Annotated in this window: 15 protein-coding genes and 1 tRNA gene; 9 read left to right on the top strand and 7 right to left on the bottom strand. The window is 66.0% G+C overall.

Going from position 1 to position 14844, the window contains the following annotated elements; genetic code table 11:
- Positions 1-118: 118 nt before the first annotated feature.
- Both ACQR03_RS15115 and ACQR03_RS15110 read right to left on the bottom strand, forming a co-directional pair.
- A complete protein-coding gene (locus ACQR03_RS15115; RefSeq protein WP_410052128.1) occupies positions 119-700 on the bottom strand; it encodes a c-type cytochrome in 582 nt (193 codons plus the stop codon).
- A gap of 172 nt (positions 701-872) precedes the next feature.
- Positions 873-2150 (bottom strand): PQQ-dependent sugar dehydrogenase, encoded by a 1278-nt coding sequence (locus ACQR03_RS15110; RefSeq protein WP_315750582.1) that lies wholly within the window; start codon positions 2148-2150, stop codon positions 873-875.
- A gap of 385 nt (positions 2151-2535) precedes the next feature.
- Between ACQR03_RS15110 and ACQR03_RS15105 the strand changes: the two genes are divergently transcribed.
- The 3 genes from ACQR03_RS15105 to ACQR03_RS15095 all read left to right on the top strand — a co-directional run bounded on the left by ACQR03_RS15105 (position 2536) and on the right by ACQR03_RS15095 (position 6830).
- Entirely contained in the window at positions 2536-3879 is a 1344-nt protein-coding gene (locus ACQR03_RS15105) for an amidase (protein WP_316201899.1), read from the top strand.
- Positions 3880-3978: 99 nt separating this feature from the next.
- The gene (gene pncB / locus ACQR03_RS15100) at positions 3979-5283 is read left to right on the top strand and encodes a nicotinate phosphoribosyltransferase (RefSeq protein WP_315750580.1); all 1305 of its coding nucleotides are present in this window, start codon (positions 3979-3981) and stop codon (positions 5281-5283) included.
- 113 nt (positions 5284-5396) lie between these two features.
- Complete coding sequence (locus ACQR03_RS15095) at positions 5397-6830, top strand: caspase family protein (protein ID WP_316201898.1); 1434 nt, start codon at positions 5397-5399, stop codon at positions 6828-6830.
- A 37-nt stretch (positions 6831-6867) separates the two neighbouring features.
- On the opposite strand, the gene ACQR03_RS15090 is transcribed toward ACQR03_RS15095, so the two are convergent.
- A tRNA-Gly gene (locus tag ACQR03_RS15090) sits at positions 6868-6942 on the bottom strand.
- A gap of 288 nt (positions 6943-7230) precedes the next feature.
- Here ACQR03_RS15090 and trxA point away from each other — a divergent pair.
- Together trxA and ACQR03_RS15080 are read left to right on the top strand one after the other, a co-directional pair.
- Positions 7231-8151 carry a thioredoxin gene (trxA, locus tag ACQR03_RS15085; protein ID WP_316201897.1) on the top strand — a complete coding sequence of 307 codons (921 nt, stop codon included), beginning with the start codon at positions 7231-7233 and terminating at the stop codon, positions 8149-8151.
- Positions 8152-8199: 48 nt separating this feature from the next.
- Positions 8200-8874: an LON peptidase substrate-binding domain-containing protein gene (locus tag ACQR03_RS15080; protein WP_315715855.1), complete on the top strand. Its 675-nt coding sequence runs from the start codon at positions 8200-8202 to the stop codon at positions 8872-8874.
- Here ACQR03_RS15080 and ACQR03_RS15075 read toward each other — a convergent pair whose 3' ends face one another.
- The 3 genes from ACQR03_RS15075 to ACQR03_RS15065 form a co-directional block, all read right to left on the bottom strand.
- Positions 8875-9705, bottom strand: a complete 831-nt coding sequence (locus ACQR03_RS15075) for an FTR1 family iron permease (RefSeq protein ID WP_315750577.1) — start codon at positions 9703-9705, stop codon at positions 8875-8877.
- Positions 9706-9716: 11 nt separating this feature from the next.
- On the bottom strand, positions 9717-10064 hold the full coding sequence (locus tag ACQR03_RS15070; protein ID WP_315750576.1) for a cupredoxin domain-containing protein: 348 nt from the start codon (positions 10062-10064) through the stop codon (positions 9717-9719).
- Between the two features lie 297 nt (positions 10065-10361).
- The gene (locus ACQR03_RS15065; RefSeq protein ID WP_315715852.1) at positions 10362-10712 is read right to left on the bottom strand and encodes a hypothetical protein; all 351 of its coding nucleotides are present in this window, start codon (positions 10710-10712) and stop codon (positions 10362-10364) included.
- An 89-nt stretch (positions 10713-10801) separates the two neighbouring features.
- On the opposite strand from ACQR03_RS15065, the gene ACQR03_RS15060 reads away from it, so the two are divergent.
- The 3 genes from ACQR03_RS15060 to ACQR03_RS15050 are packed head-to-tail and all read left to right on the top strand — an operon-like array spanning position 10802 to position 12531.
- Positions 10802-11344: a TetR/AcrR family transcriptional regulator gene (locus ACQR03_RS15060; protein WP_315750575.1), complete on the top strand. Its 543-nt coding sequence runs from the start codon at positions 10802-10804 to the stop codon at positions 11342-11344.
- A gap of 56 nt (positions 11345-11400) precedes the next feature.
- Positions 11401-11598, top strand: a complete 198-nt coding sequence (locus ACQR03_RS15055; RefSeq protein WP_006613415.1) for a Trm112 family protein — start codon at positions 11401-11403, stop codon at positions 11596-11598.
- A gap of 3 nt (positions 11599-11601) precedes the next feature.
- Positions 11602-12531 carry an alpha/beta hydrolase gene (locus ACQR03_RS15050; protein WP_315750574.1) on the top strand — a complete coding sequence of 310 codons (930 nt, stop codon included), beginning with the start codon at positions 11602-11604 and terminating at the stop codon, positions 12529-12531.
- Between the two features lie 58 nt (positions 12532-12589).
- Here the strand turns inward: ACQR03_RS15050 and ACQR03_RS15045 are convergent, their stop codons facing one another.
- The gene (locus ACQR03_RS15045) at positions 12590-13810 is read right to left on the bottom strand and encodes a ubiquinone biosynthesis hydroxylase (RefSeq protein ID WP_315750573.1); all 1221 of its coding nucleotides are present in this window, start codon (positions 13808-13810) and stop codon (positions 12590-12592) included.
- A gap of 155 nt (positions 13811-13965) precedes the next feature.
- On the opposite strand from ACQR03_RS15045, the gene tesB reads away from it, so the two are divergent.
- On the top strand, positions 13966-14841 hold the full coding sequence (tesB, locus tag ACQR03_RS15040) for an acyl-CoA thioesterase II (protein ID WP_315715848.1): 876 nt from the start codon (positions 13966-13968) through the stop codon (positions 14839-14841).
- The last annotated feature ends 3 nt before the right edge of the window (positions 14842-14844 follow it).

Below are 14844 nucleotides of genomic sequence, written 5' to 3'. Positions count from 1 at the left end.
CTTCTAACCATCCTGAATGCCATGATGCGCGACCGAAAACCTTATGCGATCACTCCATCAACATAACAGTTGCCGGCGCGAGGCTGGGACGACAATTGTGATCTGGGCGACGTCCCAGCTACAGATGCGCCAGATAATGCGCCAGCGCCGTGATCTCCTCGGCACTCAAGGGATAGGCAACATCCGTCATCGCCGCCTGGCTGCCACCGACGCGCTGGCCGCTCTTGTAGTCGTGCAGCGCCTTGACGAGATATTCCTCGCGCTGGCCGGCGAGCCGCGCCACGCCCTTGGTGCCGGCATAGCTGTCGAGATGGCACGAGGCGCAGCGGCGGCCGGCGGCGGCTTGCGCGCCTTTGGCCGACAGATCCGGATCATTGTCGGGCGGCGCCTTGGCCGGCTGCAGCGAGGCGAAATAGGCGCCGAGATTGCGGATGTCCTCGTTGGTGAGCTGATCGACGATCGGCTTCATCGCCTCGTTCTTGCGCGTGCCGGCGCGGAAGAACACGAGCTGCCACTGGATGAACTGATCCTGCTGGCCGGCGAGCGAGGGAATGTTCTCGGTCTGCGAGATGCCGTTCTCGCCGTGACAGCCGGCGCAGAGCTCGGCCTTGGCCTTGCCCGCCTCGAGATCGGCGGCGTCAGCCGGACGCGCCGCAAGCACGAGCATGAGCGTCAGCGCGGCCGCTGCGGCCTGGCACATTCTGGAGGTCCCTGGAGTCATCGCGGGGGTTCTCGCTCCCATCATTGCTTTGGCCCACGGACCGGCCTTCGGTCGATGAGCGGTACCTCGCCCCCGGTCAACGCGCGACTGTCAAAATAGTTGGGGCTGCGGCCGCCGTAAGGCAGCGCGCAGCCCCGCTTTCACGACGAGCTCATTTCTTCTCGTAGCTGATGCGATAGATCGCGCCGGCCCAGTCGTCCGCCACCAGGATCGAGCCATCCTTGGCGAGGATGATGTCGTCGGGGCGGCCGAGATAGCCCTGGTCGCCTTCGAGCCAGCCGGAGGCGAACACCTCCTGCTTGGCGTCCTTGCCGTCGGGACCGACGATGACGCGCATGATCCGCGCACCCTGGTACTTGTGCCGGTTCCAGGAGCCGTGCTCGGCGATCAGGATGTTGTTCTTGTACTCCGCCGGGAACTGGTCACCGGTGTAGAACTTCATGCCGAGCGGCGCCACGTGCGCACCGAGGTTCAGCACCGGCGGTGTGAACTCCGAGCACTTGTGGCCCATCGCGAATTTCGGATCCGGCATGTCACCCTGGTGACAATAGGGATAGCCGAAATGCTCGCCGATGCGGGAGATCATGTTGAGCTTGTCGCTCGGCAGATCGTCGCTGACCCAGTCGCGCGCGTTCTCGGTGAACCAGTAGCGGCCGGTGCGCGGATCGACGTCGCCGCCGACGCTGTTGCGCACGCCGAGCGCCCAGATCTCGGCATTGCCGGTGCGCGGATCGACGCGGCGGATCTGCGACACCGACGTCGGCGGAATGCCGATATTGAAGGGCGGTCCGAACGGAATATAGAACCAGCCTTCCTTGTCGACCGCGATGTATTTCCAGCCATGCGCCGCATAGGACGGCATGTCGTCATAGACGACCTTGCCCTGGCCAAGATTGTCGAGATTGGCCTCGGCATTCTCGTATTTGATCAGCTTGTCGACGGCGATGACGTAGAGATTGCCGTCCTGGAAGGCGAGGCCGGTCGGCATGTTCAAGCCCTTGAGGACCGTCTTGACCTCGCGCTTGCCGCCCTTGTCGCTGATCGCATAGACGTTGCCGAGCCCGAACGAGCCGACGAACAGCGTGCCCTTGTCGCCCCACGCCATCTGCCGCGCGGCGAGCACGCCCGACGCCCAGACCTCCATCTTGAAGCCGTCCGGCAGCTTCACTTGCTTGACGATCTTCGCAAGCTCCGCATCGGAGGCACCGGTCGGCGGGCCCGATGGCGGCGCCAGCCCCTTCTGCGCCTCGGTCTCGTCGCCGAGGAACCAGTCGTCCGGCGGATGCGTCCAGAACTCCTTGGTGCCTGATTCGTATTTCTTCAGGCCCTTGCCCTGATCGGATTGCTGCTGCGCGCCGGCGATGCTGGTGCCGGCGAGAAGACTGATTGTTGCAAGCGCAAGAATGCTTCGGTGAAAAGCCGATGTCATCGCTTCACTCCCATGAGGCAGCTCATGTGGCTGCGTCTACTTATCGGAACGTATCTGAAGACGTCCTTTGGCCGACCACGTCGAGTGGTCCTGCGTGAAAATGGTAGCACATCCTGAGCGGGTGAGAAGCGGATTGCTGCCAGGGTCGCGCGAGGCTCAAGAGATGCCGTTCCACTCATCTCATACTGGATCCGCATGCTCACGCTCGCACCTGCGCCGCATCGGCGATTGTCCGCCACGCGGCACGAGCCTGCCGCCATGCGCTGTATTCATATGCTCCGATCGGCCGGACGATTGGCGGGCGCTTGAACACCCGATAGGATCGGAACAACCGGCTGCGACCGTTCACCGCGCGGCAATGAGATCAAGTCGACAGGATCGATGAATGCCCGAGCGTTTCCCTGTGTCCACGCCAAAGGCCGGTGCCGGCGTTCTCGAGCTGCTGCGACGGTTTGCAGCCGATCCGACAGCGGCCACCGCCTATGGTGAAGATTGCTTGAAGAAGACGCAGGCAATCGAACCGCGGCTGAAAGCATTCGAATATCTGCCGCGGGATGTCGCTCCAAAGACCGGCCCGCTCGGTGGAATTCCCGTCGCCATCAAGGACATCATCGCCACCTCGGACATGCCGACCACCAACGGCTCGCAGATCTACCGTGATCACGTGCCGGATGCGGACGCCTGGGTGGTCGAGCGACTGCGCAATCTCGGCGCAACCATCTTCGGCAAGACGGTCTCCACCGAATTCGCCTGGCGTCATCCAGGTCCGACCGTCAATCCATGGAACCCCGAGCACACGCCGGGCGGCTCATCGTCCGGATCGGCCGCGGCCGTTGCGGCCGGCCTGGTCCCGCTGGCGCTGGGCACACAGACACTCGGCTCGGTGATCCGACCGGCGGCGTTCAACGGCGTCGTCGGCTTCAAGCCGAGCTTCGGCGCGATTCCCCGCGTCGGCGTGCATCCGCTCAGCCCGTCGCTCGACCATGTCGGCTTCTTCGCCCGCGGCGTCGACGACGTGGCCTTGGCCCTCTCTCTGCTGGCCGGCACCAGCGCCGATGATCGCCACGGCCGGCCGCTGCCGGGCTTCACCGTCGACATCGACCACGGCCTCACGCCGCTCCGCACGCCACGGCTTGCGGTGGTGCGCTTCGCCAAATGGGAGCGCGCCGAGGCCGCGCAAAAGGCCGTGTTCGAATCCGTCATCGACAAGCTGCGCAGCGCTGGCGCGACGATCAACGAGATCGAGCTGAGAGAGCTCGACGCGGTGAACTGGGATGCGATCACCACGATCATGCTCAGCGAGGCGACCACGATCTTCGCCGATCTGATCGCGCGCTATCCCGACCGGGTCAGCGAGGTCATGAAGGGCCACGTCGAGAGCGGGCGAAGCAAGACGGCCATGGAATATCTCGCCGCGAAGGCCGCGCAGGCGCATCGGCAGAAGGCGCTCGCAACCGAGCTCGACGGCTTCGACGCAGTGCTCACCCTGCCGGCCTTCGGCGAAGCGCCGCGCGGCCTGGATTGGACCGGTGACGCCGAATATTGCGCGCCCTGGACCTTCATCGGAGCGCCGGCCATCTCCCTGCCGGCGGGGTTCGGCAACAACGGCCTGCCGCTGGGCGTGCAGATCGCCGGCCCCTATCGCAACGACCTCCACGTGCTCCGCGTCGCGAAATGGGCCGAAGCGGTGCTGGCGTTCGATCCCGGCGTGCCGCTCCTGGCGCGCTAATCGCCGCCACGAGCCCCGAGCAAGGATACCGCCGCGCCACGAGGGCCTCCTGCGACAAGCCCAGTGGCGGGTTTGCGGCCAGCGCTGTAAAACGGTCACATGACAATCACAGACATCGCGAGCAGAACCTATAATCACGGTTGGCGCCTCGATCCGATCGTGCGCAGCCTGCTCGACACCGATTTTTACAAGCTGTTGATGCTGCAGATGATTCGGGAGTTCTACCCGACTCAGCAGGTGACCTTCTCGGTCATCAACCGGACCCGGCGGGTGCGGCTCGGCGACGTCATCGACGAGGGCGAATTGCGCGCCCAGCTCGACCACGCCCGCACCATCCGCTTCGCCAAGAAGGAGCTGATCTGGCTGGCCGGCAACACCTTCTACGGCAAGACCCACATGTTCTCGCCGGAGTTCATCGCCTGGCTCGCCAATTTCCGCCTGCCCGAATACGAGCTGCGCAAGTCCGACGGCCAGTACGAGCTGCATTTCCACGGGCCCTGGACCCACACCACGATGTGGGAAATCCCGGCGCTCGCGATCGTCAACGAGCTGCGCTCGCGCCAGGCCATGAAGGGCCAGGGCCGGTTCGCGCTCGACGTGCTGTTCGCCCGCGCCAAGGCCAAGCTGTGGGCCAAGGTGGAGCGGCTGCGCAAGCTCGAGGGGCTGCGGCTGTCGGATTTCGGCACCCGCCGCCGCCACGGCTTCCTGTGGCAGCGCTGGTGCGTCGAGGCCGTCAAGGAAGGTCTCGGCCCGTCGTTCACCGGCACCTCCAACGTGCTGCTGGCGATGGACAATGATCTCGAAGCCATCGGCACCAACGCGCATGAGCTGCCGATGGTCGCCGCCGCGCTTGCCAAGGACGATGACGAGCTGCGCTTCGCGCCCTATCGCATTCTCGACCAGTGGCGGCAGACCTACGCAGGCAACCTGCTGATCGCGCTGCCCGACGCATTCGGCACCAAGGCCTTCCTGCGCGACGCACCCGACTGGGTCGCCGACTGGACCGGCTTCCGTCCCGACAGCGCGCCACCGATCCAGGCCGGCGAGGAGATCATCGCCTGGTGGAAATCGAAGGGGCGCGATCCCAAGCAGAAGCTGCTCGTGTTCTCCGACGCGATGGACGTCGAATCGATCGAGCAGATCCATCATCGGTTCTCCGACCAGGTGCGGCTGTCGTTCGGCTGGGGCACCAACCTGACCAACGATTTCGTCGGCTGCTCGCCGGACGGCTCGGTCGACCTCGATCCGATCTCGCTGGTCTGCAAGGTGACGTCGGCAGACGGGCACCCCGCCGTGAAGCTGTCCGACAACCCGGAGAAGGCGACCGGCGATCCCGCCGAGATCGCCCGTTATCTCCGCGTGTTCGGCGATGCCGGCCGGGTGCGCACGCCGGTCGTCGTCTAGGTCGCCGACAGCCCACGGCAATTTCTCTTTCCTGCCACGATTCTTGTTCCTGCTTTGTTCGAAATGCGGTAAAATCATCGCACGAGCAGATCGGGTGACAGGAGATCGTTGGCATGCGTCGGGTGATCGGCCGAGTTGGACAGCTGCTGCCTGCAACCATCCTTGTCGTCGGCGCGATCCTGATCTCGACCGGGCCCGCTGCCGCCGACAAGCGGGTGGCGCTGGTGATCGGCAACGCCATCCACGAGCACGCACCGCTGCTGGACGAGCCGGCGGCGGATGCCCGGCTGATCGCCGACAGCCTGTCGCGACTCGGCTTCACCCTGAGCGGCGGTGCCGCGCAGATCGACCTCGACAGGCGAAACTTCGATCGCGCGCTTGCCGAGTTCAAGGGCCGGATCGCCGACGCCGATGTCGCGCTGATCTATTATGCCGGCTATGGGCTCAACCTGGGCGGCGCCGATTATCTCGTCCCGGTCGACGCGGCGCCGGCGAAAGCTGCGGATCTCAGCACCGAACTGCGCGACCTGACTGCGATTCTGCGCGAGCTGGGCGGATCGGGCCCCCGGCAGAACGTGATCATTCTCGACGCCTTCCGCTCCAATCCGTTCGCCGGGCGCGGCATCGCCGGTCTTGCCGCCGGCCTCGTCCCGGTCGACGTTTCCGCACGGACCGTGATCTCCTTTGCCGCACAGGCCGGGACGGCGGGACAGCGCGGCCCGGACGGTCACGGCGTGTTCGCCGCCGCCCTTGCAGAGGCGCTGCAGCAGCCAGGCCAACGCCTGATCGAGACCTTCAACCAGACCAATGCGGCGGTGGAGCGTGCCACGGGCGGAGCACAGCAGCCGCTCGTGATGTTCACGTCGATCGACGGCGGCGCTCAACTGAGCGCCGCTGCGGCGAAGCCAGCGCAGCCCGCTGGCCCCGCCGCCGCCCCGAGCAGCGCTCCCGTTTCGAGCCCGACCGCATCGTCCGACGCGGCAGATGCGCGGACGCCCGGACTTGCCGTGCTGTATGATGAGGATCTCTCCGACCCCAAGGGTAAGCGCTATTCCGGCTCGGTCACCTGGCGGACGGAGACGGTCAAGAACGCACAATCGGGACGGCCCACGCCGGTGATCCGTGGCGAGATCGACATTCCCGAGCGCAAACTGAAGGTCAGCCTGCAGTTGCGCCGCAACGACGATCCCAGCCTGCCGGCCAGCCATGTCGCCGAGCTCACATTCAGGCCCGCTGCCGATTTCGTCGGTGGCGGCATCAGCAGCGTCCCAGGAATGCTGATGAAGACGGATGAGAAGTCGCGCGGGACGCCGCTTGCCGGGCTTTCCGTCAAGATCACCGAAGGTTCGTTCCTGGTGGGCTTGTCCAACGTCGAGGCCGATCGCGCGCGCAACGAGGAGCTTCTCGCACGGCGCGAATGGTTCGACATCCCGGTCGTCTATGCGAACCAGCGCCGGGGCATCCTCGCAATCGGCAAAGGTCCCAGTGGAGATCGGGTATTCGCCGACGTGCTCGCGGCCTGGGACAAATCCCCGCCGACAAAATGATGAGGTACGAGACGAAGGAACAACGGAGCGAAATTTTTGGAGCGGGCGAAGGGGTTCGAACCCTCGACCCCGACCTTGGCAAGGTCGTGCTCTACCACTGAGCTACACCCGCATCCGTGACGCCTTGGCGGCGTGGCCGCCAGCGACGGGCAGACCTATGCCAAATGCCGCGGACGAATGCAACAGGTCTGCGACAGGTTTCGTACGCCGGCGACGTTCAAATTTTAGCGGCCGGGACCGGCCGAACCGGGCTGAGACCTGCCCATCACCGGACCGCGATGGGCGCTGATTGAAATTTCCAGCTGGACCGCCACTTAAAGTGAAAGAAAACGTGTATTGAGGCGCGGCGGCGGCCGGTTCCCGGTCGCCGTTCATCGGAATTTTTCGGACGAGGGACCCCGTGACCATTGTTGAGCAGGGCGGCGGACCGGCGCCGCAGGTGCCGGATCTGATCAAGGACACCACGACGCAGAGCTTCGTGAAGGACGTCATCGAGGAATCGAAGCGGCAGCCGGTCCTCATCGACTTCTGGGCGCCGTGGTGCGGACCGTGCAAGCAGCTGACGCCCATCCTGGAAAAAGCCGTCAAGGCCGCCAAGGGCAAGGTCAAGCTGGTCAAGATGAACATCGACGAGCATCCGGCCATCCCTGGCCAGATGGGCATCCAGTCGATTCCGGCTGTGATCGCGTTCGTCGGCGGACGGCCCGCCGATGGGTTCATGGGTGCGGTGCCCGAGAGCCAGGTCGCCGCCTTCATCGAAAAGATCACCAAGGGCGTTCCCGGCGCCGGCGAGCCCGACATCGCCGAAATCCTCAAGGAAGCCGAAGCGGCTCTCGCTGAAGGCGATGCGGCCGGCGCGGCCGAGATCTATGCCGAGGTGCTCGCGATCGATGCCGCCAACATCCCCGCGATCGCCGGGCTTGCGAAGTGCCAGGTCGAGCTCGGCGCGATCGACGAGGCCAAGCAGACGCTTGCGATGGTCCCGGACTCCAAGCGCAGCGATTCGGCGGTCTCCGCCGTGCAGGCCGCGATCGATCTGGCAGAGCAGGCCCAGTCGCTCGGGCCGGTCGGCGAGCTCGAACAGAAGGTCTCCGCCAATCCGCTCGACCACCAGGCGCGTTTTGACCTGGCGACCGCACTGAACGCCGCGGGCAAGCGGAAGGAAGCCACCGACCAGCTGCTCGAGATCGTGAAGCGTGACCGCAAATGGAACGAAGACGGCGCGCGCAAGCAGCTCGTGCAGTTCTTCGAAGCCTGGGGCGGCGCCGACGAGGCCACCATCGAGGGCCGCAAGCGGCTGTCGACGATCCTGTTTTCGTAACCCGGCTGGACGGGACGCGCGCTCGTTCCAGCGGACACGAGGTATCGCATGCCGATCAATGCCGAATATCGCGGTCCCGCCGAGCTGCCGGAGATCGTTCCGGTGTTTCCGTTGGCGGGAGCCTTGCTGCTGCCGCGCGGCCAAATGCCGCTCAACATCTTCGAGCCGCGTTATCTCGCGATGGTCGACGATGCGCTTCGTGACGGCCATCGGCTCATCGGCATGATCCAGCCCGACGTCACGCACTCCTCCAGCGAGGAGCGCCCGGTGCTGTTCAAGGTCGGCTGCGTCGGCCGGATCACGCAGCTTGCCGAGTCCGGCGATGGCCGCTACATCCTCGAGCTCACCGGCGTGTCCCGCTTCAAGGTGGTCGAGGAAATGACGGTGCTCACGCCCTATCGGCAGTGCAAGGTCGATTATTTCCCGTTCGTCGATGATTTCACGGCGCGCAAGGGTGAAGACGCGGTGGACCGAGAAGCGCTGCTCGCGGTTCTCACCGACTTCCTCAAGGCGAACAATCTCAAGGTCGACTGGGCCGGCATCGAAGCGGCGCCGAACGAAGCGCTCGTGAACGCGCTGGCGATGATGTCGCCCTATGGTCCGGCGGAGAAGCAGGCGATGCTTGAGGCGCCCGACCTGAAGACCCGCGCCGAAATCCTCATCGCCGTGACCGAGATGGATCTCGCCAAGAAGCGGACCTCGGGCGATCCGCCGCTGCAATGATCACTCGGCGGGAGCCGCGCGCGGCGCTGGCGGGGCCGCCGTCAGGCGCATCAGTGCGATGGTGGTGACGATCACCCCGATGTAGACTGCGAGCTGCATCGCGGTAGGCTGATCCGTATAGCCGATCAGAGCCTTGAGCGTCCGCCCGGCGACGCCACGCTCGGGCAGAACCGCGCTCGAATCCCACACCACATGGTCGAACGTTGTCAGCCAGTTGGCGCGGGCGAGAAAGAACACCGCCTGCGCGGCCATTCCCGCCGACAGCAGGGTGATCAGCACGGTGGTGGTCTTGAACAGCGCGCGCGGCGGGATGCGCATCAGGCCGAGATAGGTCGCGAGACAGACGGCAACGCCGAGCAGCAGGCCAAGGACGCCGCCACCGAGCAGCGCCCGCCCGCTGCCGTCGCCGGAGGCCGCCACCCCATAGAGAAACAGCGCGACCTCGCTGCCCTCGCGCAACACGGCGATGGCGATCACGGTCGCCAGCGCGACCAGCGGCTTGGCGCCGTCTGCCACCGCTTGGCCCATCGTCCGCAGCTCGGTGCTCATCTCGCGGCCGTGCCGGGCCATCCAGACATTGTGCCAGGTCAGCATGATCACGGCAGCCGACAGGATCCCCGCATTGAACAATTCCTGCCCCATGCCTTCAAAGAGCTGAGTCAACGTTCCCGCGAACGCCGCGACGATGCATGCGCCGACCAGGCCGGCGAACAACCCCGCGCCGATCCAGCGCAGGCGATGCGGAACCGCGCTGGTGACGGCAAGCACGATACCGACGATCAGGCCGGCTTCGAACACTTCGCGGAAGACGATGATCAGGGCGGCGAGCATGGGATCTGGACCTATTGGACGTTGACGAAGCCGCGGGCCTTTTCGTTGAAGTCGTTATAGAACTCGTAGCGCCCGGACTTCATGGCGCGGACGTTGAGCACCGCCTCGCTGTTGGCCGCGATCACCTTCTCGACCTTCAGGGTCTCGCTCTCGAACTCGATGGCCTTGCCCTCCATGTTCCTGACGCGGATGGTCAGCGGCGCGTCCGCAGGAACGGTCGGCTCCTTGGGCTCGAATTGACCATTGGCATAGGTGAGGCAGATCTCGCTCGATCCCCCGGCGTGCGCCTGCGCTGCCATCAGCAGCACGCCGACGCTTCCACCTACGACGACCAACTTCCGCACCACGTCGACCAACATCGATCCGTCCCCTCTCCTATCCAGACAAGCAAATCGGAGAACGGTTGCGCGCCCGGATCGATGTCGACGCCGGGCACCCGTTCGCGACGACGAACAGCTAAGCGGCTCGTCGCCGTGTCTGCAAAGAGACTCCTTCTAAGTTGGAACCATTCTTGGCGAATGTGTCGTGGCAGTGGCCTCGCGGTGTACGGAGTGCGGCCGAACAGCAGTTGAGGCGACGCGGCGGTTACGGAGCGTCGCGATGCCTTCCTCTCGCCGGGTACGTGGCGGCGCTGCGGTGGACCGGGATTCGCCGCGTCAGTAGCCGGCGATGGCGAGACTGACCACGCCGGCGAGCATGACCCAGCCGAAATGCCGCCCGCGCGTCGCCAGCGCATTGGCGCCTGCGGCGAAAGCGAACACGACGATGACCGTGGTCACCGTCCAATGCCGCGCCGACTCCGACGCCATTTGCGGGGCGACGGCGAGCAGCACGCCACAGCCGATCCACGCCACCGTGCCAGTCTGCCAGACCAGCCGCAGCAGGGTTCGCAGCCGCTCCGGCGAGATGGTGGCACGCGCGAAAACCGTCGTCTCGCCGAGCACGCCGTGGATCACGGCGACGGTGATCGCCATCAGCCCCGCGGTCACGAGCAGCGCATCGCGCATGGCACGCCTCCATACAGTTATGTATGGACAATGCACGAAGCCCTGGCAGTCGTCAATACAGCTGTGTATGGTCGTCTCATGGTGACGACATGACCGATCAGCTCTCGGCCGACGATTGGCTGACACAGGGATTGAAGGTACTGGCCAGCCGGGGCTTCACCGCGCTGAAGGCGGAGCCGCTGGCAAAAGCCTTGGGCGTGTCGCGCGGCAGCTTCTACTGGCATTTCGCCGATGTGGCCGGGTTTCACGCGGCCCTCCTCAAGAAGTGGCGGGAGATTGCGGCCGAGCAGATCATCACCGGGGTGGAGGCGAACGCCGGCGACCAGCCGGCCATTGCCGTGCTCCTCCGCCGCGCGTTCAACGTCAAGCTCACCCTGGAGCGCGCCGTGCGCAACTGGGCCGGATCCGACCCCGCCGCGCGGCAGGCTGTCCAAGCCATCGACAGGCGCCGGCTGGGCTATGTCGAGAGCCTGCTTGCGGCCGAGGGACTAGTGCCGGCGATCGCGCGCGCACGCGCCCAGGTGCTGTACTGGACCTTCCTCGGCCACGCGCTGTCGGATCGGCCGTTGCCGGCCGAGCAACTGGACGCGGTCATCGACGAGCTGATCCGGATCGCCCGGCACAAGCCTTGAAGCACGACAAGCGAGCGGACGTTATGCTACAGAGGCGCCCGCCGGAGACCCTTGCCATGAACGCCCCGCTCGAACGCCCCGCCAATTCCGTCGATCCCAAGCTGCTCGAGATCCTGGTCTGCCCGATGACCAAGGGCCCACTGGAATACGACGCGGCGAAACAGGAGCTGGTCTCGCGGTCGGCGAAGCTCGCCTACCCGATCCGCGATGGCATCCCGATCATGCTGCCCGAGGAAGCGCGGAAGATCGACTGACCGATGCGGCCCGTCGTGATCCGCTGTGCGCTCGCCGTGGCGCTGATGGCCCTCGCTTCGGGGGTCTCGGCCGAGGAGAGCGCCGTTCGCGTCGGCGCACTCGACGCCGTCCTGACGACGCCAGCGGGTGTCGAGCGCCCGCCGGTGGCGCTGCTGATCGCCGGCTCCGGGTCGACGGACCGGGATGGCAATGGGCCGCAGCTCAAGCCGGCGACCTTGAAGAAGCTCGCCGAGCAGCTCGCCACCCAAGGCATCGCCAGCCTGCGCTACGACAAGCGCGGCGCACGCGGCTGGAAGGCGGAGTTCGGCAAGCCGGAGGACTTCCGCTTCAAGGACTACGTCGACGACGCCGCCGCGCTGGTCGACTTCCTGCGCGGCAAGTTCGCCCGCATCGTTCTCGTCGGCCACAGCGAGGGCGGCCTGGTCGCCATCCTCACCGCCCGCCGCACCCCGGTCGACCGCCTCGTGCTGCTCACCACATCGGCGCGGCGGCAGGGCGACCTGTTGAAGGCGCAGCTCGAGAAGAAGCTGCCGGCCGCGAAGATGGAGCCGGTCGCCAAGGCGATCGACGCCATCATGGCCGGGCAGGTCGTGGACCCGCCACCGCCCGAGCTGCCGGTCGCACCGAGCATGCAGCCCAGCATCGGCTCCGCCTTTGCCGAGGACCCGATCGATCCACTGAAGCAGCTCACGATCCCAATTCTGATCGTCGGCGGCGCCCGCGACCACCAGATCGCACGCCTCGACATGGTCGCGCTCGCCGCCGCCGCACCGGCCGCCAAGTCGCTATGGCTGCCGGAGATGAACCACGTCCTGGTCGACGTCGCCAACGAGGACGAGAACCTCGCCTCCTACAACGACCCCGAACGTCCGCTCGACCCCGACATGGTCGAGGCCGTCGCCGGCTTCATCGCCGCCGCAGGCCCGCGCTGAGCTCTTTGTTCGAGCATGATCTTTTCGGAAAACCGGTCTCCAGTTTCCGGATCATGCTCTACAGCGCCTCACCCTTCAGCAGCCGTGGCATCTCTCCGGTGAGGCCCGCGGCCTGCTTGATGAACAGCTCCTTCAACGGCGGCGCGCGATCGACGATGCCAAGGCCGATGTCGCGCACGGCCCGCAACAGCGTCGACTTGTTCGAGAACAGGAAGTTCAGCGAATTGGTGGCAACGCCCATCGCCATCGTGTCGAAGCGGCGCCAGCGCTGGTAGCGTTCGAGGACATCGACCTGCCCCGGATCGATCCCCATTCTTGCCGCATCGACCACGACCTCGGCCAGTGCGGCGACGTCTTTCAGCCCCATGTTGAGCCCCTGCCCCGCGATGGGGTGGATCACATGGGCGGCGTCGCCGACCAGCGCCAGCCGCGGCGCGATGAACGAGCGGGCGACGAAGTAGGACAGCGGAAAAGCGCGCGGCTGGTCGAGCACCTTCAACTCGCCGAGATGCAGACCCGCGCGCTTCTCCAGCTCGGCATGGAATTCATCCGCGCTGAGCGCGACGAGGCGCTTCGCCTCGGCGCGCCGCTCGGTCCACACCAGCGAGGAGCGCTTGCCGGTCAGCGGCAAGATCGCGAATGGTCCGGGCGGAAGAAAATGCTCCTCGGCGCGGCCGCCATGGTCGCGTTCATGACCGATGGTCGCGACGATGCCGGACTGGTCATAGTCCCAGCCATGGGTCTGGATGCCCGCGCGCTCGCGCAGCTTCGAACGCGCGCCGTCAGCGGCCACCAGCAGGCTCGCCTCGAGCTGGCTGCCGTCGCCCAGAGTCACCGCGATGCCGTCGGCCCGCGCCACGAAGCCGGTCACCGGCATCGCCTTGAGCTCGACGCCTGCGGCCTCCGCATGCCGCACCAGCGCATCGATCAAGAGCCGGTTCTCGACCATGTGCGCGAACGGCTCGCCGGCCTCGACCTGGCCCGCAAACGTCAGGAACGACGGGCGGGTCGCGTCCTCGAGCTTGGAATCGGTAATGACCATGTCGAGGATCGGCTGCGCCTGCGGCGCCACGTCCGCCCAGACCCCGATCGCATCGAACAGCTTGCGGCACGCCGCGACGATGGCGCTGGCGCGTGGATCGCGGCTCGGCCGGTTGGCGAGCGCCGGATCGGCCACGATCACCGGCACTTCGGGACCGAGCCCCTGCCGAAGCGCGAGCGCGAGCGCCAGGCCGGCAAAGGCCCCGCCACAAATGACAATGCTTCGCTGTGTCGTCATGCCACCCTGCTCACAGTTACTCTTGCGGGAGGATTATAGCTGGGCGAAACAGGGGCGTGAACCAAGGGCTGCCACCCGAGGCCATCAATTCCGGATGCCTGATCCCGCGAGAACGGGACCGGAGCGGCCGGCCGAGCCAGCGAAAGCACGACGCCATGTCCAAGGGACTGATCGACCTGATCTCGATCCTCGATCTCGAGCCGATCGAGGTGAACCTGTTCCGCGGCAACAGCCCGAAGACGAGCTGGCAGCGCGTGTTCGGCGGCCAGGTGATCGGCCAGGCGATGATGGCGGCGTGCCGCACCGTCGAGGGCCGGCTGCCGCATTCGCTGCACTGCTACTTCATCCTCCCCGGCGACCCGCAGGTGCCGATCATCTACCAGGTCGAGCGTCTGCGCGACGGCAAGAGCTATGCGACGCGGCGCGTCACCGCGATCCAGCACGGCAATGCGATCTTCTCGATCATGGTGTCGTTCCACAGCGACGAGGAGAGCGCGTTCAACCACCAGGACAAGATGCCGGACGTGCCGCCGCCGGAGAAGCTGACGGCGGAGGAGATCTCCAAGCAGCCGATGTTTCAGGAGGTCTTCCAAAGGATGCCGGACTTCATCCGCCGCTACTACGAATCCGACCGGCCGATCGAGCTGCGCCCCGTCGAACTGAACCGGTACTTCGGCCAGAAGATCGAGGATGGCCGCATCAACGTCTGGATCAAGACGGCGGCGAAGCTGCCCGATGATCCGGCGCTGCACATGTGCGCGCTGGCCTATGCGTCGGACTTCTCGCTGCTCGACGCGGTCATGGCGCGCTATGGCCGCACCTTGTTCGACAAGCGCATGATGCCGGCCTCGCTGGATCATGCGATGTGGTTTCACCGGCCGTTCCGCGCCGACGAATGGCTGCTCTATGCGCAGGATTCGCCGAGCGCGCAGGGCGGCCGCGGGCTCACCCGCGGCTCGATCTTCAAGCCCGACGGCACGCTGGTCGCCTCCGTCGCGCAGGAGGGCTCGATCCGCGAGCGCCGGGCCTAGCCG

Origin of the sequence: Bradyrhizobium sp. HKCCYLS3070 (genome assembly GCF_051167575.1) — a bacterium.
Taxonomy (GTDB): Bacteria; Pseudomonadota; Alphaproteobacteria; order Rhizobiales; family Xanthobacteraceae; genus Bradyrhizobium.
Note: the sequence above shows the minus strand (reverse complement) of the source record. Positions and strands in the feature narration are given on the sequence as shown.